Annotated in this window: 30 protein-coding genes and 1 tRNA gene; 21 read left to right on the top strand and 10 right to left on the bottom strand. The window is 72.5% G+C overall.

Going from position 1 to position 24,372, the window contains the following annotated elements; genetic code table 11:
- Positions 1-20 precede the first annotated feature (20 nt).
- The 6 genes from FIV43_RS21700 (at position 21) to FIV43_RS17965 (ending at position 4,910) form a co-directional block, all read left to right on the top strand.
- Positions 21-749, top strand: a complete 729-nt coding sequence (locus FIV43_RS21700; protein ID WP_196781144.1) for a hypothetical protein — start codon at positions 21-23, stop codon at positions 747-749.
- A gap of 81 nt (positions 750-830) precedes the next feature.
- Positions 831-1,244: a YbaB/EbfC family nucleoid-associated protein gene (locus FIV43_RS17945; protein WP_141015230.1), complete on the top strand. Its 414-nt coding sequence runs from the start codon at positions 831-833 to the stop codon at positions 1,242-1,244.
- Between the two features lie 13 nt (positions 1,245-1,257).
- The gene (gene recR / locus FIV43_RS17950) at positions 1,258-1,854 is read left to right on the top strand and encodes a recombination mediator RecR (protein WP_141015231.1); all 597 of its coding nucleotides are present in this window, start codon (positions 1,258-1,260) and stop codon (positions 1,852-1,854) included.
- Between the two features lie 20 nt (positions 1,855-1,874).
- On the top strand, positions 1,875-2,516 hold the full coding sequence (locus FIV43_RS17955) for a DUF5063 domain-containing protein (RefSeq protein WP_141015232.1): 642 nt from the start codon (positions 1,875-1,877) through the stop codon (positions 2,514-2,516).
- A 76-nt stretch (positions 2,517-2,592) separates the two neighbouring features.
- A complete protein-coding gene (locus FIV43_RS17960) occupies positions 2,593-3,870 on the top strand; it encodes an aspartate kinase (RefSeq protein WP_141015233.1) in 1,278 nt (425 codons plus the stop codon).
- Positions 3,867-4,910: an aspartate-semialdehyde dehydrogenase gene (locus FIV43_RS17965; RefSeq protein ID WP_141015234.1), complete on the top strand. Its 1,044-nt coding sequence runs from the start codon at positions 3,867-3,869 to the stop codon at positions 4,908-4,910. Before FIV43_RS17960 ends, FIV43_RS17965 begins: the two co-directional genes overlap by 4 nt.
- Before the next feature lie 99 nt (positions 4,911-5,009).
- Here the strand turns inward: FIV43_RS17965 and FIV43_RS17970 are convergent, their stop codons facing one another.
- From FIV43_RS17970 to FIV43_RS17990, 4 genes are all read right to left on the bottom strand, one after another.
- Entirely contained in the window at positions 5,010-5,336 is a 327-nt protein-coding gene (locus tag FIV43_RS17970; protein ID WP_141015235.1) for a hypothetical protein, read from the bottom strand.
- 23 nt (positions 5,337-5,359) lie between these two features.
- The gene (locus tag FIV43_RS17975; protein WP_141015236.1) at positions 5,360-6,037 is read right to left on the bottom strand and encodes a hypothetical protein; all 678 of its coding nucleotides are present in this window, start codon (positions 6,035-6,037) and stop codon (positions 5,360-5,362) included.
- A gap of 170 nt (positions 6,038-6,207) precedes the next feature.
- Positions 6,208-6,281, bottom strand: a tRNA-Pro gene (locus FIV43_RS17980).
- A 178-nt stretch (positions 6,282-6,459) separates the two neighbouring features.
- Positions 6,460-7,392 carry a metallophosphoesterase gene (locus tag FIV43_RS17990; protein WP_141015237.1) on the bottom strand — a complete coding sequence of 311 codons (933 nt, stop codon included), beginning with the start codon at positions 7,390-7,392 and terminating at the stop codon, positions 6,460-6,462.
- A 36-nt stretch (positions 7,393-7,428) separates the two neighbouring features.
- Between FIV43_RS17990 and FIV43_RS17995 the strand changes: the two genes are divergently transcribed.
- Positions 7,429-7,887 (top strand): GatB/YqeY domain-containing protein, encoded by a 459-nt coding sequence (locus FIV43_RS17995; protein ID WP_141015238.1) that lies wholly within the window; start codon positions 7,429-7,431, stop codon positions 7,885-7,887.
- A 39-nt stretch (positions 7,888-7,926) separates the two neighbouring features.
- Here FIV43_RS17995 and FIV43_RS18000 read toward each other — a convergent pair whose 3' ends face one another.
- Positions 7,927-10,299 carry a penicillin-binding protein gene (locus tag FIV43_RS18000; RefSeq protein WP_141015239.1) on the bottom strand — a complete coding sequence of 791 codons (2,373 nt, stop codon included), beginning with the start codon at positions 10,297-10,299 and terminating at the stop codon, positions 7,927-7,929.
- A gap of 237 nt (positions 10,300-10,536) precedes the next feature.
- Between FIV43_RS18000 and FIV43_RS18005 the strand changes: the two genes are divergently transcribed.
- The gene (locus tag FIV43_RS18005; protein ID WP_141015240.1) at positions 10,537-10,818 is read left to right on the top strand and encodes a WhiB family transcriptional regulator; all 282 of its coding nucleotides are present in this window, start codon (positions 10,537-10,539) and stop codon (positions 10,816-10,818) included.
- A 239-nt stretch (positions 10,819-11,057) separates the two neighbouring features.
- Here FIV43_RS18005 and FIV43_RS18010 read toward each other — a convergent pair whose 3' ends face one another.
- Together FIV43_RS18010 and FIV43_RS18015 are read right to left on the bottom strand one after the other, a co-directional pair.
- The gene (locus tag FIV43_RS18010) at positions 11,058-12,239 is read right to left on the bottom strand and encodes an ArsA family ATPase (RefSeq protein WP_141015241.1); all 1,182 of its coding nucleotides are present in this window, start codon (positions 12,237-12,239) and stop codon (positions 11,058-11,060) included.
- Positions 12,236-13,234 (bottom strand): ArsA-related P-loop ATPase, encoded by a 999-nt coding sequence (locus tag FIV43_RS18015; RefSeq protein ID WP_231123504.1) that lies wholly within the window; start codon positions 13,232-13,234, stop codon positions 12,236-12,238. The genes FIV43_RS18010 and FIV43_RS18015 overlap by 4 nt, the downstream gene beginning before the upstream one ends.
- Before the next feature lie 92 nt (positions 13,235-13,326).
- Here FIV43_RS18015 and FIV43_RS18020 point away from each other — a divergent pair, with 92 nt between their 5' ends.
- The 4 genes from FIV43_RS18020 (at position 13,327) to FIV43_RS18035 (ending at position 15,718) form a co-directional block, all read left to right on the top strand.
- Entirely contained in the window at positions 13,327-13,482 is a 156-nt protein-coding gene (locus tag FIV43_RS18020) for a DUF4177 domain-containing protein (RefSeq protein ID WP_141015243.1), read from the top strand.
- A gap of 3 nt (positions 13,483-13,485) precedes the next feature.
- Positions 13,486-13,971, top strand: coding sequence for a RidA family protein (locus FIV43_RS18025; protein ID WP_141015244.1), 486 nt, complete (start codon positions 13,486-13,488; stop codon positions 13,969-13,971).
- Between the two features lie 175 nt (positions 13,972-14,146).
- Entirely contained in the window at positions 14,147-14,857 is a 711-nt protein-coding gene (locus FIV43_RS18030; protein WP_231123505.1) for an NUDIX hydrolase, read from the top strand.
- A gap of 6 nt (positions 14,858-14,863) precedes the next feature.
- Complete coding sequence (locus FIV43_RS18035; RefSeq protein ID WP_141015245.1) at positions 14,864-15,718, top strand: MBL fold metallo-hydrolase; 855 nt, start codon at positions 14,864-14,866, stop codon at positions 15,716-15,718.
- 24 nt (positions 15,719-15,742) lie between these two features.
- Here FIV43_RS18035 and FIV43_RS18040 read toward each other — a convergent pair whose 3' ends face one another.
- A complete protein-coding gene (locus tag FIV43_RS18040; protein ID WP_141015246.1) occupies positions 15,743-16,135 on the bottom strand; it encodes a DUF1330 domain-containing protein in 393 nt (130 codons plus the stop codon).
- Between the two features lie 116 nt (positions 16,136-16,251).
- On the opposite strand from FIV43_RS18040, the gene FIV43_RS18045 reads away from it, so the two are divergent.
- Positions 16,252-17,019, top strand: a complete 768-nt coding sequence (locus FIV43_RS18045) for a helix-turn-helix domain-containing protein (protein ID WP_141015247.1) — start codon at positions 16,252-16,254, stop codon at positions 17,017-17,019.
- Positions 17,020-17,064: 45 nt separating this feature from the next.
- Here the strand turns inward: FIV43_RS18045 and FIV43_RS18050 are convergent, their stop codons facing one another.
- Complete coding sequence (locus FIV43_RS18050) at positions 17,065-17,742, bottom strand: Crp/Fnr family transcriptional regulator (protein WP_141015248.1); 678 nt, start codon at positions 17,740-17,742, stop codon at positions 17,065-17,067.
- 151 nt (positions 17,743-17,893) lie between these two features.
- Between FIV43_RS18050 and nth the strand changes: the two genes are divergently transcribed.
- From nth to FIV43_RS18075, 7 genes are all read left to right on the top strand, one after another.
- Positions 17,894-18,610 carry an endonuclease III gene (nth, locus tag FIV43_RS18055; protein ID WP_141015249.1) on the top strand — a complete coding sequence of 239 codons (717 nt, stop codon included), beginning with the start codon at positions 17,894-17,896 and terminating at the stop codon, positions 18,608-18,610.
- Positions 18,610-18,849 carry a hypothetical protein gene (locus FIV43_RS21205; RefSeq protein ID WP_181407576.1) on the top strand — a complete coding sequence of 80 codons (240 nt, stop codon included), beginning with the start codon at positions 18,610-18,612 and terminating at the stop codon, positions 18,847-18,849. The genes nth and FIV43_RS21205 overlap by 1 nt, the downstream gene beginning before the upstream one ends.
- Positions 18,846-19,283: a TlpA family protein disulfide reductase gene (locus tag FIV43_RS18060; RefSeq protein WP_181407577.1), complete on the top strand. Its 438-nt coding sequence runs from the start codon at positions 18,846-18,848 to the stop codon at positions 19,281-19,283. Before FIV43_RS21205 ends, FIV43_RS18060 begins: the two co-directional genes overlap by 4 nt.
- Positions 19,280-19,444 carry a hypothetical protein gene (locus FIV43_RS22830; RefSeq protein WP_231123506.1) on the top strand — a complete coding sequence of 55 codons (165 nt, stop codon included), beginning with the start codon at positions 19,280-19,282 and terminating at the stop codon, positions 19,442-19,444. The genes FIV43_RS18060 and FIV43_RS22830 overlap by 4 nt, the downstream gene beginning before the upstream one ends.
- Positions 19,444-20,058, top strand: coding sequence for an NUDIX hydrolase (locus FIV43_RS18065; RefSeq protein WP_231123507.1), 615 nt, complete (start codon positions 19,444-19,446; stop codon positions 20,056-20,058). The genes FIV43_RS22830 and FIV43_RS18065 overlap by 1 nt, the downstream gene beginning before the upstream one ends.
- Positions 20,055-21,245, top strand: coding sequence for a MarP family serine protease (locus FIV43_RS18070; protein WP_141015251.1), 1,191 nt, complete (start codon positions 20,055-20,057; stop codon positions 21,243-21,245). Before FIV43_RS18065 ends, FIV43_RS18070 begins: the two co-directional genes overlap by 4 nt.
- Positions 21,246-21,324: 79 nt before the next feature.
- Positions 21,325-22,119: an enoyl-CoA hydratase/isomerase family protein gene (locus tag FIV43_RS18075; protein ID WP_141015252.1), complete on the top strand. Its 795-nt coding sequence runs from the start codon at positions 21,325-21,327 to the stop codon at positions 22,117-22,119.
- Between the two features lie 67 nt (positions 22,120-22,186).
- Here the strand turns inward: FIV43_RS18075 and FIV43_RS18080 are convergent, their stop codons facing one another.
- Positions 22,187-23,074, bottom strand: a complete 888-nt coding sequence (locus FIV43_RS18080) for an oxygenase MpaB family protein (protein ID WP_141015253.1) — start codon at positions 23,072-23,074, stop codon at positions 22,187-22,189.
- A gap of 78 nt (positions 23,075-23,152) precedes the next feature.
- Between FIV43_RS18080 and FIV43_RS18085 the strand changes: the two genes are divergently transcribed.
- Positions 23,153-24,355 (top strand): oxidoreductase, encoded by a 1,203-nt coding sequence (locus FIV43_RS18085; protein WP_141015254.1) that lies wholly within the window; start codon positions 23,153-23,155, stop codon positions 24,353-24,355.
- The last annotated feature ends 17 nt before the right edge of the window (positions 24,356-24,372 follow it).

Here is a 24,372-nt window from a genome sequence, read left to right on the forward strand (position 1 = left end):
CTCCCGAGCGAGCCGAGCCGGTGACCCCGGCGCCCGAGACTCCGGCACCCCGGGCGCCCGGCTCAGCGCCCGGCTCGACCCCCGCGGCCGAGACGCCGGCCGCCGGCGGCACCGGCGCCGGCACTGGGCTCAGCCTGGTCGACGTGCGCCGGCTGTGGCCCGAGGTGGTCGACCGCTCCAAGGGGGCCAAGCGGCTGACCTGGATCCACCTGTCGCAGAACGCGCAGGTCGTCGGTTTCGACGGGTCCACCCTGACCCTGGGCTTCGCCAACGCCGGTGCCCGTGGCAGCTTCGACAGCGGCCCGCACACCGACATCGTGCGCCAGCTGGTGATCGACGTGGTCGGGGCCGACATCCGGATCGAGACGATCATCGACCCGGGTGCGGACGCCTCGGCCGCTCCGCCCCGGCCCGCCCGGCGGAGCCGCCCGGGAGCAGCCGGCCCCGCGCGCCGAGCGCCCGGTCACCGACCAGCAGCCCCCGCCCCCGACGACGCCCCGCCGCCGCCGTGGGACCCGCCGGAGCCGGACGGCCCCGAGCACGAGGGCGCGGCGCCCGAGGCGCCCCAGTCCCGGCGGGAGATGGTCGCCGAGATCCAGGCCGAGGCCCGCGCCGAGCAGCGCGGTCCGGCGGTCGACCCGGACGCCGCGGTCAACTTCGACGACGCGGAGGTGGACGCCGAGTCCAGCACCGAGCTGCTCGCCCGCGAGCTCGGCGCGCAGATGATCGAGGAGATCCCCAACGAGTGACGTGGGGCTCCGGCGATCGGCCGGCCCGGCGTCGTACCCCGTCTGTTCCGTTCCTTCCAGCACCCGTGAGGTGATCCAGAGATGAGCAACAACCCCTTCGACGCCCTGGGCGGCGCCGGTGGCCCCGGCGGCCTCGACCTCGGCGCGCTGATGCAGCAGGCCCAGCAGATGCAGGCCGACCTGATGGCTGCCCAGCAGCGCCTCGCCGAGGCGACCGTGGACGGCAGCGTTGCCGGCGGCGCGGTCACGGTGACCGTCACCGGTGGCGGCGAGCTGACGGGTGTGACGATCACCCCCGAGGCGCTCGACGGCACCGACGCCGACGCGCTGTCCGACCTCGGCGACCTCGTCGTCGCGGCCTACCGCGACGCCCGCGCGCAGGCGGACAAGCTGGCCGAGGACACCCTCGGCCCGTTGGCCGGCGGTCTGCCGGGTGGACTTCCCGGGATGCCCGGCGGCGGCGAGGAGCCACCGCGCGGCCAGCTCGGCTTCTGACGGAGCGGGGCGCATGTACGAGGGTGTCGTCCAGGACCTGATCGACGAGCTCGGACGGCTCCCGGGTGTGGGGCCGAAGAGCGCCCAGCGGATCGCGTTCCACCTGCTCCAGGCCGACCCGGTCGACGTCCGGCGCCTCGCCGACGTGCTGGTCGAGGTGAAGGAGAAGGTGAAGTTCTGCTCGATCTGCTTCAACGTGGCCGAGGACGACGAGTGCCGGATCTGCCGCGACCCGCGGCGCGACCCGACGGTGCTCTGCGTCGTCGAGGAGTACAAGGACGTCGTGGCGATCGAGCGGACCCGGGAGTTCAAGGGGCGCTACCACGTGCTCGGTGGGGCGATCTCGCCGATCGACGGCATCGGTCCCGAGCAGTTGCACATCCGCGAGCTGCTCACCCGGCTCGGTGACGGCACGGTCACCGAGGTGATCCTGGCCACCGACCCGAACCTGGAGGGCGAGGCGACCGCGACGTACCTCACCCGGATGCTGGGCCCGATGGGGTTGCGCGTGACGCGGTTGGCGAGTGGACTGCCGGTAGGCGGCGACCTCGAGTACGCCGACGAGGTGACCCTCGGACGAGCATTCGTGGGTCGGCAGTCCGCGACGTGAGCGGACGGAAGGAGAAGGCGATGACGACGGAGACGAACAGCGACGAGCTGCCGGGGCTGGCCGCCCTGCACGCCCTGATCGCGGTCGAGAGCGAGACCGTCCGCCTCGCCGACGACATCGCCGCCTCGGTGCGGTCCTTCCTGGACGGGCTGCGGGTGGTGGCCGCCCAGGCCACCGGCGGTCAGGGGATCTCGCTGCTGCTGCTCCAGGTCAGCCAGATCGCGTTGACCGGCGCGCGGCTCGGCGTCCAGCGGGACTTCGCGCCGCGCGAGGAGTTCCAGCCCGACGACGGACCGGACCCCGACCTCGATGAGCTGCGGATGCAGCTGGCCGCGCTGCTCGGCAACGTCGACACCTACAGCTACGTCTTCGACCCCTACCAGCCGGAGCTGCTCGAAGGTCAGCTCTCCGACGACCTGACCAGCGTGGTGGCCGACCTGGAGGTCGGCGTCCGGCACTACGAGGCCGGGGACGTCGACGAGGCGCTGTGGTGGTGGCAGTTCTCCTACGTCTCCTCGTGGGGCGCGTTGGCGGGTGCGGCGCAGAAGGCGCTGCTCTCCGTGGTCGCCCACGACCGCCTCGACGTGGACCTGGCCAGCACCCAGGAGCTGGAGCAGATCGAGGCGGCGTCCGCGGCGCTGGACAGCGCGGAAAACCGGTAGCGCTGCTCGGTAGAATCGCTGCTGGCCCCGACCGGGGTCGTTCAGCGTTCCCCGCACAGCCAGGAGTGGTCCACCAGTGGGCATTGTCGTGCAGAAGTACGGCGGCTCGTCGGTCGCCGATGCCGCCAGCGTGAAGCGTGTCGCGCAGCGCATCGTCAACACCAAGCGCCTGGGCCACCAGGTGGTCGTGGTGGTCTCGGCGATGGGCGACACCACCGACGACCTGATCGACCTCGCCAACGAGGTCTCGCCGCTGCCGCCGGCCCGCGAGCTGGACATGCTGCTGACCGCGGGCGAGCGGATCTCGATGGCGGTGCTGGCGATGGCGATCCAGAACCTCGGCCACGAGGCCCGCTCGTTCACCGGCTCCCAGGCCGGTGTGATCACCGACGCGGCCCACGGCAAGGCCAAGATCATCGACGTCACCCCGGGCCGGATCCAGGACGCCCTCGGCGAGGACGCGATCGCGATCGTCGCCGGCTTCCAGGGGGTCTCGCAGACCACCAAGGACATCACCACGCTCGGCCGCGGCGGCTCGGACACCACCGCCGTCGCGCTCGCGGTGGCCCTGGAGGCCGACGTCTGCGAGATCTACTCCGACGTCGACGGCATCTTCACCGCGGACCCCCGGATCGAGCCGCGGGCCCGCAAGGTCTCCCGGATCTCGTACGAGGAGACGCTGGAGATGGCCGCGCAGGGCGCCAAGATCCTGCACCTGCGGTGCGTCGAGTACGCCCGCCGCTACGACATGCCCATTCACGTCCGCTCCTCCTTCTCCGAGAAGGAGGGCACCTGGGTCGTCAAGGCCGAGGACGTCGTTCAGGAGGACTCCATGGAAGCCGCGATCATCACCGGCGTCGCCCACGACCGCAGCCAGGCCAAGCTCACCGTGGTCGGGGTGCCGGACAAGCCGGGTGAGGCGGCCGCACTGTTCCGCGCCGTCGCCGACGCGCAGATCAACATCGACATGATCGTGCAGAACGTGTCGGCCGCGGCGACCAACCTCACCGACATCTCCTTCACCCTGCCCGCCGGCGAGGGCCAGACCGCGGTCAAGGAGCTCTCCCGCCTGCAGGAGACCATCGGCTTCGAGAGCATCCAGTACGACGACTCGGTGGGCAAGGTCTCCATCGTCGGTGCCGGGATGAGCTCCTCGCCGGGCATCTCGGCGCGCTTCTTCGAGGCGCTGTCGGACGCCGGGGTGAACATCGAGATGATCTCCACCTCCGAGATCCGGGTCTCCGTGGTCGTCGCCGAGGCGCAGATCAACGAGGCGGTCAACGCCGCCCACGCCGCGTTCGACCTGGGGTCGGACGAGATCGAGGCCGTTGTGTACGGAGGTACCGGACGATGAGCGTCAACATCGGAGTCGTCGGCGCGACCGGCCAGGTCGGCGTCGCGATGCGTCAGATCCTCCTGGAGCGGGACTTCCCGGTCGGGGAGATCCGCTTCTTCTCCTCCGCCCGCTCGGCCGGCAAGGTGCTGCCCTTCGGGGACCGCGAGGTCACCGTCGAGGACGCCGAGACCGCGGACCCGACCGGGCTCGACATCGCGCTCTTCTCCGCCGGTGCCACCGCGTCCCGGGCGTTCGCGCAGCGCTTCGTCGACGCCGGCGTGATCGTCGTCGACAACTCCTCGGCGTTCCGCAAGGACCCGGACATCCCGCTGGTGGTCTCCGAGGTCAACCCGGAGGCCGCGCGCTCGGTGATCGAGGCCGGCCGCGGCATCATCGCCAACCCGAACTGCACCACCATGGCGGCGATGCCGGTGCTCAAGCCGCTGCACGAGGAGGCCGGTCTGGTCCGGCTGATCGCGTCGACGTACCAGGCCGTGTCGGGGTCGGGCATCGCCGGCGTCGAGGAGCTCGCCGGTGGCGTCGCCGCCGCGGGCGACAAGGCGCGCGAGCTCGCGTACGACGGAGAGGCCGTCGCCTTCGGCGAGCCGAGCATCTACCAGCGGACGATCGCCTACAACGTGCTGCCGTTCGCCGGGAGCCTCGTCGACGACGGCCTCAACGAGACCGACGAGGAGCAGAAGCTCCGCAACGAGTCCCGCAAGATCCTCGGCATCCCGGACCTGCGGGTCTCCGGGATCTGCGTGCGGGTGCCCGTCTTCACCGGTCACTCGCTGGCGATCAACGCCGAGTTCGAGCGGGCGCTGACGCCGCAGCGGGCTGCCGAGCTGCTCGCCGACGCCCCGGGCGTCGAGCTGAGCGACATCCCGAACCCGCTGCAGGCGGCCGGCAAGGACCCGTCGTACGTCGGTCGGCTGCGGCAGGACCCGGGCGTCGACGGGGACCGCGGCCTCGCGCTCTTCGTCTCGGGCGACAACCTGCGCAAGGGCGCGGCCCTCAACACCGTGCAGATCGCGGAGCTGATCGCCGCCGCCCGCTGACCGGTGGAGGCGAGCCCCATGCGGATTGGCTCAGGAATCGCTGAATTCCGAGCCAATCCGCATGGGGCGCGCCAACCCGCCCGCCCGCCGGGCTGTCTGCTAGTCGGCCGGGTCGACGAAGGTCTTGGTGACCCAGGCCGAGGTCAGGAACGCGAGCACGCTCAGCGCCGGGATGACGATGATCATCGACCAGTGGTCGAGCACGTCGACCAGGAAGAGCAGTGCGATGATCGCGACCAGCCCGACGGCCAGGAAGCTGCTGCTGCCCGGGTCGGGCAGCACGAAGGTCCGTAGCAGCGCGCTGCCGAGGTAGACGCACACCGCGAACGTGGCGATCAGGAGCAGCAGTCCGGGGCCGCCACCGCACGAGGCGGTGCCGCGGACCGCCTCGCACCCACGCAGTGCGAGCCAGGTGAGGCTGACCATGGCGGCGCCGACGATCAGGCCGGTCAGCGCGGCGGCCCGGTAGACCGACAGCAGCGGCGGCTCGTCCTCCTCGGGCGTGGCGGGGACCGCGACCGCCGTCCTGGCGGCGCGGGCGGCCTTGCCGGCGCGGGCCGCGGCGGAAGCGGCGCCGGCCTCAGGCCGCGGGTCCTCGACGGCTGGGGCGCCTCGCTGTCGGCGCTGCTCCCCGGCTCGCTGGTCACCTGGCTGGCTGCCCCGGCTTCGGTCTGGGTGTCGGCCACGGTCTCGGTCCGGGCGCCCGTGACCTCGGTGCGGCCGACGGCGGCGACAGGGGCGGGCTCCCGCGCTGGCGCGTCTTCGTCTTCGTCGGCGGCGGCGGGTGCCGCGTCGGCGGGCTGCTCCGGGGCGGCCGACGCGTCGGTCGCCAGGGCCGGGGTCGGCTCCGCGGCGGCGGGAGCCTCGTCGGCCGCAGCAGCCGAGTCGACAGCAGTGGCGCTCTCCGCGCCGTCGCTCTCGCCGTCCCGCTCGTCGAGCGCGACGACCGGGGACTCGACGTCCTCCGACGCCGCGGTGGTCGGCTCCGCCGGTCGTGCGGCAGACTTCTTCGTCGCCGGCGACGAGTCCGAGGGCGACGCGGAGCCGCCCTTTGCCGCCTTCTTCTTGCGGCCGAACAGCTTGGGAGGCTCCAAGCTGAGCTTCAGCTTGTCCTGCTCGTCAGACATGGGGTGCAGTGTGTCACGTTCTGTCGCACTATCTCGGTGGTGAAGACGGTCGGGCGGAGGGACGGTCCGCCGGTGCGGGAGGAGGAGCCTCGGGCGCCGGACCCGGCTGACCACGGGAGGCCGGGAGAACGACGAAGACCCGGCCCCTGAGGGACCGGGTCTTCGGTGGGTCGGGCTGACAGGATTTGAACCTGCGGCCTCCTCGTCCCGAACGAGGCGCGCTACCAAGCTGCGCCACAGCCCGATGGCTCCAGGCTTCCCTGGAAACCTCGGCGAGCATACCGGAGGGCCTCGACCGGTGTGGAATCGGCGTCCCCCGCCGAGACGCCAGCCGAGACGACAGCCGAGACGACAGCCGAGACGACAGCCGAGACTGAGCCGGAGAGCCCCCGGCCGGGACGGCGCTCGCCGGTCGGCAGCGGTCAGGCGGGCAGCAGGGTGAGCAACGTGGCCTCCGGCTTGCAGGCGATCCGGACCGGCGCATACGGGCTGGTGCCCAGACCGGCCGAGACGTGCAGCCAGGAGGACCCCGGATCGCCGGGACGCGAGGCGGCGGGGTGCCGGTGCAGTCCCTTGGCCCGGGCGGGCTCGAGGTCGCAGTTGGTGGCCAGCGCGCGTCCCCACGGCAGGCAGACCTGGCCGCCGTGGGTGTGTCCGGCGATGATCGCGTCGTACCCGTCGCCGGCGAACTGGTCCAGCACCCGCAGGTACGGCGCGTGCGCGATCGCCAGGCGCAGGTCGGCGTCGGTGTCGGCCGGGCCCGCGACGGCCGGGAGGTCGTCGTACTCCAGGTGCGGGTCGTCGACGCCGGCGAAGGCGATCCGGGTCTCGCCGACGGTGAGGGTGTCCCGCCGGTTGCTCAGGTCGCGCCAGCCGGCGGCGGTGAGAGCGGCGCTGAGGTCGCGCCAGGGGAGCTGGGGGACGTGGGTGTGGCGCTTGCCGTTGTCCGGCAACAGGTAGCCGAACGGGTTGCGCAGACCGGGCTCGAAGTAGTCGTTGGAGCCGTGCACGAAGACCCCGGGCACCTCGAGCAGCTCGCTCAGCGTGTCGAGCACCACCGGCACCGCCTGCCGGTGCGCGAGGTTGTCGCCGGTGTCGATCACCAGGTCGGGCCGCAGCCCGGCCAGGGAGGCCACCCAGTCCTGCTTGCGCAGCTGGTGCGGTGTCATGTGGAGGTCGCTCAGGTGCAGGACGCGCAGCGGTCGCATGCCGGTGGGCAGCACCGGCACGTCGTGGCTGCGCAGGCGGAACCGCCGGGTCTCCGCGAAGCCGTAGCCGGCGGCCGCCAGGCCGGCGGTCACGCCCGCCGCGCCGAGCGTGCCGAGGGCTCGGGCGGCGCCGGTGGAGATACGCATTCGGCAAGGCTGGCACATGGCGGCAGAATCGTGGTCATGAGCACCCTCAAGGCCCGCATCCGTACCGACCTGACCACCGCGATGAAGGCGCGTGACGAGGTCCGTTCCTCGACGTTGCGGATGGTGCTGAGCGCGATCACCAACGCCGAGGTCGCCGGCCCGGTGGCCAAGGAGCTGACCGACGAGGAGATCATCGGGGTGCTCTCCACCGAGAACAAGAAGCGCCGCGAGGCCGCCGTCGCCTTCGAGGAGGGTGGCCGCACCGAGAGCGCCGCCAAGGAGCGCGCCGAGGCGGCGGTGATCACCGACTACCTCCCGGCCCAGCTCAGCCCGGAGGAGATCGCCGACATCGTGGAGAAGGCCGTCACCGACCTCGGCGTCGCCGGGGAGGGCCCGAAGGCAATGGGCAAGGTGATGGGCGTCGTCCAGCCGCAGGTCAAGGGCAAGGCGGACGGCGCCGCCGTCGCTGCGGAGGTACGGCGCCAGCTCGGCTGACGTCGTCCCTCGGCCGCGGCCCCCTCGGCCGCGGCTCCCTCAGCCGCGGCCCCCGCGGCCGCCGCGGTTGCCGTTGCCGTTCCCGTTGCCGTTCCCGTTGCCGTTCCCGTTGTTGCCGCCACCGTTGTTGTTCGGCTTCGGCGGCTTCGGCGGGGTGCCGTCGGAGATGTAGAGGACCACGGTGTCGCCGGAGCCCAGCTGGGCGCCGCCGCCGGGCGAGGTGTAGGCGACCGTGCCGCGGGCGTAGCCGGAGTCGACGTAGCCGCCGTTGGTGACGGAGAACCCGGCGGCCTCGAGCGTCGAGGTGGCACTGTCGATGGACTGTCCGGCGACGCTGGGCACCGTGGTCAGCACACCCTGGATGTCGGTGGCCGAGGGGGCGGTGAAGTCGTCGCCCGGCAGATACTGCGCGACCGCCTTGAAGGTGTCGCCCCAGATCGGGCCGGCCGTGGTCGAGCCGGAGGTCGACTGGTAGTAGCCGTGGATGGTGACGCCGTCCAGCGAGATCGGCTGCCCGGCCGAGTTCGCACCGGCCACCACGGAGGCGCCGGCCAGGTTCGGGGTGTAGCCGGCGAACCAGACCGACTTGTTGTCGCTGGAGGTACCGGTCTTGCCGGCGGCCGGGACGCCCGGCTGCAGCGCCTCGCCGAAGCCGCCGGGCGCCACCACGCCGTCGAGGACGTCGTTGACGGCGTCGGCGACCGGTCCGGAGAGCACCTGGTTGCACTTCGGCTGGTACTCCTTGAGCACCGTGCCGTTGGCGTCCGCGATGCTGGTCACCGGGCGGGAGTCGCAGTGCAGGCCCCGGCCGGCGAAGGTGGCGTAGGCCTCGGCCATCTCCAGCGGGCTCGCGTCGGCCACGCCGAGCGTGAACGAGGGGATCTGCCAGCGCTTGCCCAGGTCGAGGCCCATCTGGCGGGCCAGCTTCCACGGGTCGCAGATGCCGGTGTCGAGCTCGAGGTTGACGAAGAAGGTGTTGACCGACTTCTGGGTGCCTTCGTAGAGGTTCGGGTTCGACGAGGAGGACGTCGAGTTGCCCGGTGACCAGACGCCGGAGCTCTGGTAGGGCCCGTCACAGGTGGTGAAGTCGCCCTCGCTGACCGTGATCGGGTTCGGCGCCGGGTAGGTGCGGCTCAGCGGGATGTCCTGCTGGATCGCCGCGGCCAGCACGAACGCCTTGAACGTCGAGCCCGGCTGGAACCCGTTGGCGTCGCCGTACTTCTCGGGCACGGTGAAGTTCAGGAAGGTCTGGCCCTCGCCGTTGCCCATCGGCTTGGACTGGGCCAGCGCCTTGACCTCGCCGGTGCGGGGCTCGACCAGCGCGATCGCGCCGACGGCCTGGTCGGTGCTGTAGACCGCGTTCTCGACCGAGGTCTGGGCGGCGGACTGCATCCGGGTGTCGATGGTGGTCTTGATGGTCAGGCCGCCGTTGAGGATCAGGTCCTCACGCTCCGCGCGGGTGCGGCCCAGCGACGAGTCCTCCATCAGGTAACGGACGACGTACTCGCAGAAGAACTGGGCGTTGGAGTTCACGCAACCGCGCGGCTTGTCCTGCGTCTTCAGCCCGAGGCCCTGCTCGCTGAGCCGGTCCGCCTTCTTCTGCGGGATCACGCCCAGCTCCGCCATCCGGTTCAGTACGACGTTGCGCCGCTCGATCGCGGCATCGGGCTCGTCGACCGGGTTCAACGCCTCGGGGCTGCGGACCAGTCCGGCCAACAGCGCGGACTGCTTGAGGTTCAGGTCCTTGGCGTTGACGCTGAAGAAGTGCTGGGCGGCGGCCTGGATGCCGTAGGCGCCGTCGCCGAAGTAGACGGTGTTGAGGTACTGCTCGAGGATCCAGTCCTTGCTGTGCCGCTTCTCCAGCGCGATCGCGTAGCGCAGCTCGCGGATCTTGCGGGCGTAGGAGTCGTCGGTGGCCTCGGCGATCTTCTCCTTGTCGCCCCCGGCCTGGTTGATCAGCGTCTGCTTGACCAGCTGCTGGGTGATCGACGACCCACCTTGGGCCACCTCGTTGGAGGCCTGGTTGGTGAAGAACGCCCGCAGGGTGCCCTTCAGGTCCAGCGCCCCGTGCTGGTAGAAGCGATAGTCCTCGATGGCGACGATCGACTTCACCATGATCCGGGAGGTCTGTCGCAGGTCGACGTTGACCCGGTTCTGGTCGTAGAGGGTGGCGATCGTGTTGCCGGACGCATCCTGGATCTCGGTGCGCTGCGGCAGCCGCTCGGTCTCCAGCTCCTGGGGGAGCTCGTCCATCGACTCGGCCACGTTGTTGGCGGTGAAGCCGACGACGCCGGCGAACGGGATCGCGAGGCCGGAGACGACCACACCGAGCACGACCGAGACGGCCAGCATCACGCCGAGGTGAGAGGCCACCTTACGGGCCGGCAGAGCGTCGAACCTGGAGCGGGGCATGCGCTCAGGTTACGGGAACAGTGGGTGTCTTCCCGAGTTCACGAGGTCACCCGCGGCCGCGGCCCGGAGGCGACGGGGTTGACCTTTCAGCGTCGCGGCGTAGTCATTCCGGACTACGGAGGTGCGAGCCAACGAAGCCTGCGCAGCGGGTGGTCGCTCACCTACCGTCGTGACCACGGAGCAGGGAAGCAGGCGCTGTGGGGGCGTCGCCCGAACTCCGGGACAGGGACGAGAGTCATGTGGGTTGAGGATTGGGCACCGCGCGCCGCGTGCCGAGACGAGAAGCCGGATCAGCTGTTCGTGCGTGGGGCCGAGCAGAACAAGGCCAAGCAGGTCTGCGCCGGATGCCCGGTGCGCACCGAGTGCCTCGCCGAGGCGCTGGACAACCAGATCGAGTGGGGGGTCTGGGGCGGGATGACCGAGCGGGAACGACGGGCACTGGTCCGCCGCCGGCCGAACGCCTCGTGGCGCAAGGTGCTGGAGTCGGCCCGGGACGCACAGCTCGCCGGACACCACTGACACTCCCCGCTCCCTCCGAGATCGGCGCCTGAGCCTGGGTAGGCCGGGCTCAGTCGCCCTGGTGGCGGGCGGTACAGGGTGCCGCCCGCCACCAGGTCCTGGCCGCCACGACGGTCGGGACAGCGCCAGGGGGCTGCCGAGGTCGCTCGAACATGGGGCCGAGCGACCCCGGGAGCGCCCCTCGGCATCGTCGGGGCTTGACGCGGTCGGGGCTCGGGGTTCGGCGCTCGCGCGACTGATCAGTCGCCGAGCAGCTCGCCGACCTGCCGCAGCCCGTCGAGGTCGTGCACGTCGCCGGCGAGCGCGGGCACCACCGCCGTCGCCACCTGCGGGTGCGCCGCGGCGAACCGGTCGCGCAGGGTGCCCTCGCGCTCGACCAGGCGTGCTCGGTCGGCGTGCAGCCGCAGCAGGCCCGCGGTCAGTGACTCCGGGTCCTCCGCGCGCAGCCGCTCGGCGCCCGCGGCCGCCTCCTCCGCGGACAGGTCGCTGGCCGGCGCCGCACTGGCCCGGTTGACGATCAGTCCGGCCAGCGGCATCGCGTCCTCGCTCAGCCGCTCGACGAAGTACGCCGCCTCGCGCAGCGCGTCCGGCTCGGGGGCGGCGACCACGAGGAACGCCGTACCGTCGGCCTGCAGCAGCGAGTAGGTCTTCTGGGCGCGCTGCCGGAACCCGCCGAAGACGGTGTCGAGCGCGGAGACGAAGGTCTGCAGGTCCTTGAGGAACTGGGCGCCGAGGATCTTCGTCAGCGCGTTCGTGATCAGGCTGAACCCGGCGGTCATCAGCCGTGCCGGCCCGCGTGCCGGCGCCAGCATCAGCCGGACGAACCGGCCGTCGAGGAAGCTGGAGAGCCGCTCCGGCGCGTCCAGGAAGTCCAGCGCCGACCGCGACGGCGGGGTGTCCACCACGATCAGGTCGTAGTCGCCGCTGCCCACCACGCGCTCGCGGTGGATCTGGCCGAGCTTCTCCATCGCCATGTACTCCTGGGTGCCGGCGAACGAGCTGGACAGCGCGATGTAGAACGGGTTGGCCAGGATCTGCTCGGCCTTCTCCGGGCTGGCCTGGGTGAGCACCACCTCGTCGAAGGTGCGCTTCATGTCCAGCATCATCGCGTCCAGCGACCCGCCGGCGGCCCCGTCCACGTCCGCGACCGGGCGGGGCGTGTTGTCCAGCTCGGCGATCCCCATCGACTGCGCCAGGCGGCGCGCCGGGTCGATGGTCAGTACGACGACGCGCCGGCCCCGTTCGGCGGCCCGGAGCGCGAGCGCGGCCGAGGTCGTCGTCTTGCCGACACCGCCGGAGCCGCAGCAGACCACGATCTCGGTGCTGCGGTCGTCCAGCAGGGCGTCCACGTCCAGCGGCGCGGAGCGACGGTCGGTGCCGGGGCCGACGCGGGTGCGCGGCCGGCGGGCGGCGGCGCTCATGCTGGCCCCTGCTCGCGGAGCATCCCGGCCAGCTCGTAGAGGGCGCCGAGGTCGATGCCGCCGGCGAGCCGGGGCAGCTCGCAGCTGGGCACCCCGAGGCCGTCGACCACCGCCCGTTGGCTGTCCTCCAGGGCCCTCCGCTCGGCGTGGTCGTGCGCCTCCTCGACCAGACCGTCGGTCAGCGTCCCGACGTCCGCGAGCCCGGCCCGCTCGAGGTCGTCGCGGATCGCGGCGCGGTCCAGCCCGCCGGTGCGGGCCGCGGCCAGGGCCTCGGCGGAGAGGTCACGGGGACGCACCTGGTTGACGATCACCGACCCGACCGGGAGGTCGGCCGCGCGCAGCTCGGCGATGCCGTCGGCGGTCTCCTGGACCGGCATCTCCTCCAGCACGGTGACCAGGTGCACGGCGGTGCGCGGGGAACGGAAGAGCGTCATCATGGTGTCGGACTGGGAACGGATCGGCCCCACCTTCGCCAGACCGGCGAGCTCGTTGCTGACGTTGAGGAACTGGGTGATCCGGCCGGTCGGCGGCGCGTCGAGCACCACGGCGTCGTACTCGATGGCGCCCTTGTTGCGCGAGTTGCGCTGCACCGCCTCGTAGACCTTGCCGGTGAGCAGCACGTCGCGGACGCCGGGGGCGATGGTGGTGGCGAACTCGATCACCCCGAACTTGTCCAGCGCCTTGCCGGCCCGGCCGAGCCGGTAGTACATCGCCAGGTACTCCAGCAGCGCGGACTCGGCGTCGATGTGCAGCGCGTGCACCACGCCGCGGCCGCCGTCGGCGTCCGGCAGGCCGGTGGTGAGCCGGCGCTCCTCGTAGGGGAGCGGGTCGACGTCGAACATCCGGGCGATGCCCTGGCGGCCCTCCACCTCGCAGAGCAGCACGTTGCGGCCGCCACCGGCCAGCGCCAGCGCCAGCGCGGAGGCCACCGTCGACTTCCCGGTGCCGCCCTTGCCGGTGACGACGTGCAGACGCACCTTCGGCCGATCGCTCACGCAGCCGAGCGTAGCGAGCGGTGGCCAACCGTGGGCGCGGTCCCGGCGGGACCGGCCCATCGTCGCGTCGGGACGTGAGTAGGGTGCGGGCTATGACCAAGTGGGAGTACCAGGTGGCGCCCGTCCTCAACCACGCGGCGGCGCAGATCCTCAACAACTTCGGACAGGACGGCTGGGAGCTGGTCGCGATCCTCCCCAGCCCGCAGGGCAACGACATCGCCTACTTCAAGCGCCCCCTCGAGGGCTGAGCCGTGGCCGCGACGCCCGAGCAGCGCCTCGCCGACCTCGGCCTGACCGTCCCGGACGTGGTGCCGCCGGTGGCGGCCTACGTCCCGGCGGTGCGGTCCGGCGACCACGTCTACACCGCCGGCCAGCTGCCGATGCGGGACGGGGCGCTGATCACCACCGGCAAGGTGGGCGACGCGGTCACCGCCGAGGTGGCGACCGAGTGCGCCCGGCAGTGCGCACTCAACGCGATCGCCGCGATCCGGTCCCAGGTCGGCGACCTCACCCGGGTGCGGATCGTCAAGGTCGTCGCGTTCGTCTCCTCCACCCCCGACTTCACCGGCCAGCCCGGGGTCGCCAACGGCGCCTCGGAGCTCTTCGGCGAGGTGTTCGGGGACAACGGGGTGCACGCCCGCTCCGCGGTGGGCGTGCCGGTGCTGCCGCTGGACGCCCCGGTCGAGGTCGAGGTGATCGCCGAGATCCTGCCCGCTGCGGCAGGGGGAGGCGCGTGAGGATCCCGCTGCCGCCGGTGCCGCTGCCGAGCGGGCTGGCCGACGTCGCCCGCGAGTTCACCGACGGCACCCGCACCCCGGCCGAGCCGCGCAACGCGGCGACCGTGGTGCTGATGCGCGACGGGGACACCCCGATGCCGGGCCGGAGGTCTACCTGCTGCGCCGCCAGGTCTCGATGGACTTCGCCGGCGGCATGTGCGTCTTCCCCGGCGGCGGGGTCGACCAGCGTGACGACGACGCCGAGGTGGAGGCCTCGGGCTGGGCCGGACCGAGCGCGGCCGCCTGGGCCGCGCAGCTCGGCGTCGACGAGGACCTGGCCCGTGCGCTGGTGTGCGCGGCGGTCCGGGAGACCTTCGAGGAGTCCGGCGTGCTGCTGGCCGGCCCGTCGGCCGACTCGGTCGTCGCCGACACCACCGGCGCGGACTGGGAGGCCGACCGGGTGGCCCTGGAGACCCGGGCGCTCGCGATGACCGACTTCCTGGCCCGCCGCGGCCTGGTGCTGCGCACCGACCTGCTCGGCGTCTGGGACGGCTGGCTGACCCCGATCTTCGAGCCCAAGCGCTACCGCACCTGGTTCTTCGTCGCCCAGCTGCCCGAGGGGCAGGTGACCCGGGACGTCTCCACCGAGTCCAGCGAGGTGGTCTGGCTGGGGGCCGCGGACGCGGCCGACCAGGCCGACGCGGGGACCCTGGCGATGCTGCCTCCGACGTACCTGACCTGCCTGGAGGTGGGGCAGCACCCGTCGACCGCCGCGGTGCGCGCCGCGGCCGACGGGCGCAGCGTCGACATGTTCATGCCCGAGGTCGAGCCACTCGGCGAGGGGCTGACCCTCTCCATGCCCGACCGGCTCCGGCCGCTCGTCGCGGCTCGTCGTACCGTCGGCTGACCCGCGATGGGAGAGGTACGTCGCCCGCTCGGCGCGACCGGCCCCGCGGACTGGCACGGCGGCGAGTTCGGCGACCGCGGCCGCTGCGTGCTCGCGCCGAACCCCGGGATGATGACCCTGGACGGCACCAACACCTGGGTGCTCCGCGAGCCCGGGGCGGAGCGGTCGATCGTGGTCGATCCGGGACCGCTGGCCGACGAGCACCTGGAGGCGGTCGCGCAGGTGGCCGGCCAGGTCGACGCGGTCCTGGTCACCCACCACCACCTGGACCACACCGAGGCAGCGCGGTCGTTCGCGGAGCGGATGGGCTGCGGGGTGCGCGGCCTGGACCCGGCACAGTGCTGGCGCTCCGACCCGGTCGGCGACGGCGAGGTGCTGTCGGTCGGCGGGCTGGACGTGGAGGTGCTGACCACCCCGGGGCACACCCGGGACTCGATCTCGTTGCTGCTCGGCGCCGACCGCGCACTGCTCACCGGCGACATGGTGCTGGGCCGGGGCACCACCGTGATCGTGCACCCCGACGGCGACCTCGCCGGCTACTTCGAGTCGCTGGACAAGATGCGCGGGCTGGTCACCGACGGCCGCGTGGAGACGTTGTGGCCGGCCCACGGACCGGTGCTCCCCGACGCCGGGGGCGTCCTCGACCACTACCGGGTTCACCGGCGCGAGCGGCTCGCCCAGGTCGAGTCCGCGCTGGCCGCCCTCGGGCTGCGGGCCGGGGAGCTGGCCCCCGACGTGGCCGACGACCCCGACCTCCCGCGCCGGGTGGTCGAGGTCGTCTACGCCGACGTCGACGAGTCGCTGTGGGGCGCCGCCGAGTGGTCGGTGCGGGCCCAGCTGGCCTACCTCGCCTCGCGCTGACCGCTGCGCGCTCGGGTCCGGCGGTCAGGGGAGCAGCACGGCGAGCTTGTCGACCGCGCGATAGCCGACCGGGACGCCCTCGACCACGCAGGCGATCGAGGTCGAGTGCTCGGTGCGCAGCGGGAGGATCTCCTGGTAGGCGGGCGAGTGGTACCAGTCCCGGGCGGCCGCGGCGTCGGGGAACTCCAGGATCACCAGGTCGCCGTCCCAGGAGCCCTCGAGGGGGCTGATCGCGCCGCCGTGGACCAGGAACCGACCGCCGTACGGCGCCATCGTGGCGTCGATCCGCTCGATGTAGTCGACGATCGCGGGACCGAGGTCGACCTCGCGCAGGTAGGCGACGGCATAGGCCTTGGCGGGGCTCTCGGTGCTCGTCTCGGTGTTCGTCCCGGTGTTTGTCTCGGTGCTGGCGGGCATCGTGGTGTCCTCTCGTTGCTCGGATGGGATGCCCCCATCCCACGCCGAGCAGCCGGGAACGACCATGACCTCGGAGGTCATGTGCACGGTGACCACCGCGATCTAGGTTGGGAGGCGTGAGCACCTCGACCGCCCCGGCCGGCGCCCTGATCCGCGGCTGGCGGCACCGCCGGCGCCTCTCCCAGGAGGAGCTGGCGCACCGCGCCGAGGTCTCCACCCGCCACCTCAGCTGCATCGAGACCGGGCGGTCCCGTCCGACCAGCACCATGCTGCTGCGGCTCTGCGACCAGCTGGAGGTCCCGCTGCGCGAGCAGAACCAGGTGCTGCTCGCCGCCGGTCACGCCCCGGTGCACCCCGAGCACGCGCTGGCGGCACCGGCGATGGCGGAGGCGAACGCCGCGCTCGAGACGATCCTCGCCGCCCACGAGCCCTACCCGGCGCTGGTCGTGGACCGGCACTGGGACCTGGTCACGGCGAACGAGGCCGCCTACGGCCTGCTCGCCGGGGTCGACGCCGACCTGCTCGAGCCGCCGGTCAACGTGCTGCGCCTCTCGGTGCACCCGCGGGGGCTGGCGCCGCGGATCGACAACCTGACCCAGTGGCGGACGCACCTGCACGAGCGGGTGGCCCGGGAGGCCCGGCACTCCGGCGACCCGGTGCTGGCGCGGCTCGCCGCCGATCTCCACGATCCGGGGACGCCGGTCGCTCCGGACACTGCCGCGCTCGTCGTACCGCTGCGCCTGCGCACGCCCGAGGGCGTGCTCTCCTTCGTCTCCACCACCACGGTCTTCGGGACGCCGCGCGAGGTCACCTTGTCCGAGCTGGCGATCGAGGCGTTCTATCCGGCGGACGAGCCGACGCGACGCGCCCTGAGTCGCCGCTAGGGCGGGCATCGGGGTGGCGTCAGGGTGCTGCGTGCGCGACGCGGGTCAGCGGGCCCTACGGGACATGCGCTCCATGTCCATGATCACGACCGAGCGCGGCTCCAGCCGCAGCCAGCCGCGGGAGGCGAAGTCGGCCAGTGCCTTGTTGACCGTCTCCCGGGAGGCGCCGACCAGCTGGGCCAGCTCCTCCTGGGTGAGGTCGTGGTGGACGTGCACGCCGTCGTCGGCGGAGCGGCCGAACCGGTCGGCCAGGTCCAGCAGCGCCTTGGCGACGCGGCCGGGCACGTCGGAGAAGACCAGGTCGGCGACGACGTCGTTGGCGCGGCGGAGACGCCCGGCCAGCTGCGCGAGCAGGCCGCGGGCCACCACCGGGCGGCCCTCGAGCCAGCGCAGCAGGTCCTCGTGCGAGAGGGACGCGAACGCGGCGTCGGTCACCGCGGTCACCGTCGCCGAGCGAGGGCCGGGGTCGAAGAGCGACAGCTCGCCGAACATCTGGCCGGGGCCCATGATCGCCAGCAGGTTCTCGCGCCCGTCGGACGAGGTCCGACCCAGCTTCACCTTGCCGTCGAGGACGACGTACAGCTTGTCGCCGGTGTCGCCCTCGTGGAACAGCACCTCGCCGCGGCGAAGGCGGGACTCCGCCATCGACGACCGGAGCGCTGTCATCGCCTCATCGTCGAGGGCGCTGAACAGTGGCGCCTGACGGAGTACGTCGTTGTCCACGCTTCCTCCAACATCCGTGTGTGTCGTCCCGGACCCCCTGGTGAGGCGCCGACCGGCGACACGCGTCGTCGGGAATCCTAGCCAGTGGCTCGTTTCACACCTAACATGCGGCGCTTCCTGGCCTGTCGGCGCCACGCCGTAGGCTGCACGCGTGCGGCCGATCGACATCACCACCGAGTCGTCGACCCAGCTGGTCCGCCGTGCCCGGAAGATCGACCGGGTGCTCGCCGAGACCTATCCCGACGCCCGTGCGGAGCTGGACTTCGACGATCCGTTCCAGTGCCTGGTGGTCACCGTGCTCTCGGCGCAGACCACCGACAAGAGGGTCAACGCCGTGCGCCCCACGCTCTTCGCGGCCTACCCGGACCCGGCCGCGATGGCCGCCGCGGACCGGGCCCACCTGGAGCAGATCGTCGGTCCGCTGGGCTTCTTCCGGGCCAAGACCGAGTCGTTGCTCAAGCTGAGCGCGGCGCTGGTCGAGCAGCACGACGGCCAGGTGCCGGGACGGCTGGAGGACCTGGTCAAGCTGCCCGGCGTCGGTCGCAAGACCGCCAACGTGGTGCTCGGCAACGCCTTCGACGTCCCCGGCATCACCGTCGACACCCACTTCGGGCGGCTGGTGCGACGGCTCGGGTGGACCACGGAGACCGATCCGGTGAAGGTCGAGTTCGCGATCGCGGGCCTCTTCCCCAAGCGCGACTGGACGATGCTCTCGCACCACCTGATCTGGCACGGCCGTCGCCGCTGCCACGCCAAGAAGCCCGCCTGCGGGGCGTGCCCGGTGGCGCGCTGGTGTCCGTCGTACGGCGCCGGCCCGACCGACCCGGTCGAGGCGGAGAAGCTGGTCCGCACGGAGGGGCCCAACTGATGTCACCCCGCTTCCCCCGCGCCTCCGGCGCCGGTGTGCGCCGCGCCTCCGGCGCCGTCGCGCTCGCCGCCGCCGCGCTGCTGCTGGTGGCCTGCGACGACTCCGGTCCGCTGGCCGCCTGCAAGGTCGACGTCACCACCGACGACCTCGTCCAGCAGCGCGAGGCGGCCGGCATCGCCGACTGCGACACCGAGGCCTGGGCCGCGAGCGGGGAGAGGCGGCCGACCTCCCCGACGTGACCCTGGACTGCCTCGGCAGCACCCGCACGGCCTCGCTCGCCGACGTGCACGGCCCCGCGGTGATCAACGTGTGGTCCTCCAACTGCGAGCCGTGCCGGGCCGAGATGCCGGCGCTGCAGGAGTTCTCGGCCGAGTACGGCGACCAGGTGAACGTGGTCGGGCTGAACTTCCTGGACACCTACCCCGGTGCGGCGATCGACCTGGCCGAGCGCAGCGAGGTCACCTACCCCTCGCTCGCCGACGCGTGCGGGGACCTCCAGGAGACCGACCTGGTGCTGGTCGGGCTGCCGCACTTCCTCTTCGTGGCCCCCGACGGGACCGTGAAGGAGAAGAAGGGCGGCGTGGACAGCGTGGCCGAGATCGTCGAGCTCACCGAGGAGAACACCGGCGTCGACCTGGTCGACCCGGGCGGCCGGGCGGGGGGAGCCGGATGAGCCCCGCCGCGCCGCACCCCGACGACCCCGGGCTGCCGGCCGCACCCACGATCCCGGAGTGGTTGGAGCCGGTCGCCGACGGCGCGGCCCGGATCGCGGGCAGCGACCTCACCCGGTTCCTGCCCCGGAGGAGGGCACCTCGCGCCGCGGCGCGGTGCTGATGCTCTTCAGCGAGGGGCCCGACGGCGCGGAGGTGCTGCTCACCGAGCGCGCCCACGACATGCGCTCCCACCCCGGTCAGGTCTCCTTCCCCGGCGGGTCGATCGACCCCGGGGAGACCGTCGTGGAGGCCGCGCTGCGGGAGGCCGAGGAGGAGATCGGCGTCGACCCTGCCGGCGTGGAGGCGTTCGCCACCCTGCCCGAGCTCTGGCTGCCGCCCTCGGACTTCGCGGTCACCACGGTGGTCGCCTGGTGGCGCGACCCCAACCCGATCCGGGTCGCCTCCCCGGCCGAGGTGCACGCGATCCACCGGGTGTCGGTGGCCGAGCTGGTCGACCCCGAGCACCGGATCGCGGTCCGCCACCCCGGCGGCTGGACCGGCCCCGGCTTCCTGATCGGGCCCGACAAGGACGTGATCCTCTGGGGCTTCACCGGCGGGATCCTGACCCGATTCCTCGACTTCCTGGGCTGGTTGCCCGCGGTCGAGGACGCCCCGGTGCATGATCTACCCGACTACATGCTCGCCGAGTACGTCCGGAAGACGGCCGACACCGACGACGCCGACGACGGCCTGGACCTGGCCGAACCGAATCCCGCGCCGCGGAAGGACCGATGAACTTCCTCGACATCCTGCTGGTGGTCCTGGTCGCGGCCTACGCGCTGTCGGGGTACTGGCAGGGATTCATCACCGGCGCCTTCGCCACCGCCGGACTGCTGGCCGGTGGCCTGTTCGGCATCTGGCTGGCGCCCGTCGTGCTGGGCGGGATCAACCCCTCGTTGTGGGTGTCGCTGGGCGCGCTCTTCCTGGTGATCCTCTGCGCCTCCCTCGGTCAGGCCGTGCTGCAGTACGTCGGGGCCAAGGCGCGGGACAAGATCACCTGGCAGCCGGCCCGGGTCCTGGACGCGGTCGGCGGCGCGGCGCTCAGCGCGGCCGCGGTGCTGCTGGTCGCCTGGGCGCTGGGCGTCGCGATCTCCGGGACCCGGATCGGGCCGGTCACCTCGATGGTGCGCAGCTCCGCGGTGCTGGCCAAGGTCAACGACGTGCTGCCCGACGAGGCCCCGCAGGCGCTGCAGGCGTTCAACAACGTGGTCGGCACCGGCTTCTTCCCGCGCTACCTGGAGCCGTTCGCGCCGGAGCGGATCGTGGAGGTCGACCCCGGCCCGAAGCGCCTGCTCAGCGACCCCGAGGTCACCGGGTCCGAGGCGAGCGTGGTGAAGATCCGCGGCAACAACGCCTGCGGCGCCGGGGTCGAGGGCACCGGCTTCGTGTACGCCGACGGCCGGGTGATGACCAACGCGCACGTGGTCGCCGGGGTCAACGACCCCGAGGTCGAGATCGGCGGCGGCACCGAGGTGGCCCGCGTCGTCCACTACGACCCCGACCTCGACATCGCGGTGCTGCAGCTCGACACCGGCGGCGCCCCGGCCCTGGAGTTCGACATCGCGGACGGCGACCCCCCGACCGAACCCGGCGACCCGGTGGCGGTGGTCGGCTATCCGCAGGACGGACCGTTCGACATCCGCAGCGGCCGGGTCCGCTCCGAGCAGCGCCTGCGCTCGCCGAACATCTACGGCGACGGCACCGTGCTGCGCGAGGTCTACTCCCTGCGGGCCGTGGTGCGGCCGGGCAACTCCGGCGGCCCGATCCTGACCCCCGACGGCGAGATCGCCGGCGTCGTCTTCGCGGCGTCGGTGACCGACGCCGAGACCGGCTACGCGCTCACCGCGGAGCAGGTCGAGGCCGCCGCGGCGGCCGGGGTGGCCGGCAACAGCGACGTCGACACCGGCAACTGCGCCACCTGACGCGCTCGACGGCGGCGTCCGCGTCCCACTCCGTCGACACGGCCGCTCGGGGGCCGGCGGGGTCCGGCATGCTGGCCCCATGAGCGACTCCACCCGCACCTCCGTCGAGCAGGTCCGCTACTCCTACACCGACGGCACAGCCCGGATCACGCTGGTCGACGGCGACCGTGGCAACCCGGTCAACAGCGGCCAGGTCGAGCAGCTCTTCGCCGCGGTCCGGCAGGCCGGACGCGACGGCGCCCGGGTGATCGTGCTGGCCGCCGAGGGCCGGTTCTTCTCCGTGGGCGGCGACCTGGGCGCGATGGCCACCTCCGCGGACATGCCCGCCTTCATCGACGACCTCGCCGACGCACTGCACCGGGTGGTCAGCGAGCTGATCCGCTCCGAGGCGATCGTGGTCAGCGCCGTCCAGGGCACCGCGGCGGGGGCGGGCTTCCCGCTGGCCTGTGCCGCCGACGTCGTGCTGGCGGCGGAGAGCGCGAAGTTCAGCCTGGCCTACACCAAGGTGGGCCTCTCGCCGGACGGCGGCTCCAGCATGCTGGTCGACTCGCTCGGTCTGCACCGGACGCTGCGGCTCGCCCTGCTCGGGGACCTGCTCACCGCGGCCGAGGCCCAGGCCGCCGGCCTGGTCGCCCGGGTGGTGCCGGCCGAGGAGCTGGCCGCAGCGGTGGATGCGGTGGTGGCGCAGCTGATCGTCGGCTCGGCATCCGCGCAGGCAGCCACGAAGCGGCTGCTCCGGGAGCACGCGGTGCCCTCGCCGGAGACCGCGCTGCGGGCCGAGACGCTCTCCATCCGCGGTCTGGCGGGCTCGGCCGACGGCCGGGAGGGCGTCACCGCGTTCCTGGAGAAGCGGCCCGCCGTTTTCAACGGCTGAGCCCCGCGCCGGCGGCGTCGGCCGACCCGCACCGGCGCCGGTCGCCCGCCGACCCGCCGAGCCGGCGTCAGGTGCGGTGCGGGACCGGGCAACCCGGCGACGTCGCTCGTTCGCCGGGGAAGGTGCCCAGGTCGGCGAGCGCGTAGCCGTTCGGATAGCTCTTGATCCGCGGGAGGTCCGCGGTGAAGGTCGGCTTGCGGTTGGACGGGGTGTGCCGCAGCAGCCGGGCCCGTGCTCGCATCGCGGCACGGCTCAGCCGGGTGATCGACGGGTGCGGGGCGTCGTACCGGAAGGCGCGGAGCAGGGGCTCGTCCATCAGGGCGCGACTGAACACCTCGACCGGTCGGCGCACGGGCCGCGGGTAGAACGTGCACATCAGGTCGAGTGTGGCGTCGGCGACCCGCCGCCCGCCCTCGTCGTAGGCGAAGTGCTCGCGCTCGTAGTCGTCCACCAGGTGCAGGAACCCGTCGTAGGTGTCGGGCACGTCCTTGATGTTCATGTGCCGGCCGAGGGTGCGGTAGTAGTTGACGGTCGCCCGCAGCTCGGTCTCGGTGAGCGAGCGCCAGCCGTAGTCGTCGAGCCACCGCTTCGGCACCACCACGAAGGTGGAGAGCACGTAGCGCAGGTCGTCGTTACTGATGTCGTACATCTTGTGCATCTGGTTGATCCGGCGCATCGCGGTGCGGCCCTGCTCGGAGTCGAACCCGTGCACGAACGGTGCCTCGAGGAGCAGCGTGGTGTCGTCGTACCGCTTCTGGCAGGCCTCGGTGAACTGGCCGGTCTCGAAGAGCAGCCGCCCGATGCTGGGCACCGCGTAGGTGCGGAAGAGGGCGAAGCTGAGCGACTGGGTGATGTCCCAGGTGAACTCGTAGAGCGAGAGGTTCTGCACGATCTCGACGTAGTCGGTCTCGGGGTCGAGCTGCTCGTTGCGGTCCCGCCACAGTGACTTCGGCATGCCGGGCACGCTAGCGGGAAGCAGGCTCGCCCGGAATGCAACGAGAACGTGTTCTCATCATCCGGTTAGGGTGCGCGGGTGGCTGCTCCCGACGTCTTCTCGCCCTACCGGCTCGGACCTGTCCGGCTGCGCAACCGGACGGTGAAGGCGGCGACCTTCGAGGGTCGTACGCCGCACGGGCAGGTCACCGACGAGCTGATCGACTACCACTTGGCGCCGGCGCGCGGCGGCATCGGGCTGACCACCGTCGCCTACCTCGCCGTCGCGCCCGAGGGGCGCACCCATGCCGAGCAGATCGTGGTCGGCCCCGCCAGCGCCGCCGGGCTCGCGCGGCTCGCCGACGCGGTGCACGCCACCGGGGCCCGGATCGCCGGTCAGGTCGGACACGCCGGTCCGGTGGCCAACGGTCGCTCCAACGGCGTGCCGGCGGTGGCGGCCAGCGCCATGCCCAGCCCGATGTCGATGCAGATGATCCGCACGGCCTCCGAGCGGGACCTGACCCGGATCACCCGGGCCTACGTCACCACCGCGCGGACCCTGGTCGGCGCGGGCTTCGACGTGCTCGAGCTGCACATGGCGCACAGCTATCTGATCTCCTCCTTCCTGGCTCCCGGCCTCAACCGCCGCCGCGACCGGTGGGGCGGTGGGTTCGCGGCGCGTGCCAAGCTCGCCCGCCAGGTCGCCCGGGCGGTCCGCGAGGAGGTCGGCGACGAGGTCGCGGTGACCGCCAAGGTCTCCTGCGGCGACGGCTTCCCCGGCGGCGTCACCACCGACGAGGGGATCGGGCTCGCCCGGATGCTGGAGGCCGACGGGACCGTCGACGCGCTCCAGCTCTCCGGCGGGTCGTCGCTGATGAACCCGATGTACCTCTTCCGCGGCGACGCGCCGCGCCGGGAGTTCGCCGAGGCGATGCCGACCATCGTCAAGTGGGCGATGAGGTCGCCGCTCGGCTCGACCTTCCTGAAGAGCTATCCGTTCCAGGAGGCCTACTTCCGCGAGCGGGCGCTGCGGTTCCGCGACGCCGTCGACCTGCCCCTGATGTTCCTCGGCGGGGTCAACGACGTCGCGACGATGCGGCAGGCGATGGCCGACGGCTTCGAGATGGTGGCGATGGGTCGTGCCGTGCTGCGCGAGCCGGACCTGGTCGCCCGGCTCGCCTCGGGCCGGGCGAGGCGCGGGATCTGCATCCACTGCAACCGGTGCATGCCCACGATCTACTCCGGCACCCGGTGCACCGAGTGGGCTCCGGAGGAGGTCATCGCGGTCCCCGCGCCCGGGTGAGCCCGGGCCACGGCGAG

This window comes from Nocardioides sambongensis (assembly GCF_006494815.1).
GTDB lineage: Bacteria > Actinomycetota > Actinomycetes > Propionibacteriales > Nocardioidaceae > Nocardioides > Nocardioides sambongensis.

Coding starts and splice junctions, on each gene's coding strand:
- FIV43_RS17970 (WP_141015235.1), bottom strand. CDS start 5,336: ATGGTCAGCCTCACCTGGCTCGCACTGCGTGGGTGCGAGGCGGTCCGC.
- FIV43_RS22830 (WP_231123506.1), top strand. CDS start 19,280: ATGAGCCCCGCCGCGCCGCACCCCGACGACCCCGGGCTGCCGGCCGCA.
- FIV43_RS18070 (WP_141015251.1), top strand. CDS start 20,055: ATGAACTTCCTCGACATCCTGCTGGTGGTCCTGGTCGCGGCCTACGCG.
- FIV43_RS18065 (WP_231123507.1), top strand. CDS start 19,444: ATGCTCTTCAGCGAGGGGCCCGACGGCGCGGAGGTGCTGCTCACCGAG.
- FIV43_RS18040 (WP_141015246.1), bottom strand. CDS start 16,135: ATGCCCGCCAGCACCGAGACAAACACCGGGACGAACACCGAGACGAGC.
- FIV43_RS18075 (WP_141015252.1), top strand. CDS start 21,325: ATGAGCGACTCCACCCGCACCTCCGTCGAGCAGGTCCGCTACTCCTAC.
- FIV43_RS17965 (WP_141015234.1), top strand. CDS start 3,867: ATGAGCGTCAACATCGGAGTCGTCGGCGCGACCGGCCAGGTCGGCGTC.
- FIV43_RS18020 (WP_141015243.1), top strand. CDS start 13,327: ATGACCAAGTGGGAGTACCAGGTGGCGCCCGTCCTCAACCACGCGGCG.
- FIV43_RS18000 (WP_141015239.1), bottom strand. CDS start 10,299: ATGCCCCGCTCCAGGTTCGACGCTCTGCCGGCCCGTAAGGTGGCCTCT.
- recR (WP_141015231.1), top strand. CDS start 1,258: ATGTACGAGGGTGTCGTCCAGGACCTGATCGACGAGCTCGGACGGCTC.
- FIV43_RS18080 (WP_141015253.1), bottom strand. CDS start 23,074: ATGCCGAAGTCACTGTGGCGGGACCGCAACGAGCAGCTCGACCCCGAG.
- FIV43_RS18035 (WP_141015245.1), top strand. CDS start 14,864: ATGGGAGAGGTACGTCGCCCGCTCGGCGCGACCGGCCCCGCGGACTGG.
- FIV43_RS17995 (WP_141015238.1), top strand. CDS start 7,429: ATGAGCACCCTCAAGGCCCGCATCCGTACCGACCTGACCACCGCGATG.
- FIV43_RS18030 (WP_231123505.1), top strand. CDS start 14,147: ATGGACTTCGCCGGCGGCATGTGCGTCTTCCCCGGCGGCGGGGTCGAC.
- FIV43_RS21205 (WP_181407576.1), top strand. CDS start 18,610: ATGTCACCCCGCTTCCCCCGCGCCTCCGGCGCCGGTGTGCGCCGCGCC.
- FIV43_RS17955 (WP_141015232.1), top strand. CDS start 1,875: ATGACGACGGAGACGAACAGCGACGAGCTGCCGGGGCTGGCCGCCCTG.
- FIV43_RS17975 (WP_141015236.1), bottom strand. CDS start 6,037: ATGTCTGACGAGCAGGACAAGCTGAAGCTCAGCTTGGAGCCTCCCAAG.
- FIV43_RS18010 (WP_141015241.1), bottom strand. CDS start 12,239: ATGAGCGCCGCCGCCCGCCGGCCGCGCACCCGCGTCGGCCCCGGCACC.
- FIV43_RS17990 (WP_141015237.1), bottom strand. CDS start 7,392: ATGCGTATCTCCACCGGCGCCGCCCGAGCCCTCGGCACGCTCGGCGCG.
- FIV43_RS18005 (WP_141015240.1), top strand. CDS start 10,537: ATGTGGGTTGAGGATTGGGCACCGCGCGCCGCGTGCCGAGACGAGAAG.
- FIV43_RS17945 (WP_141015230.1), top strand. CDS start 831: ATGAGCAACAACCCCTTCGACGCCCTGGGCGGCGCCGGTGGCCCCGGC.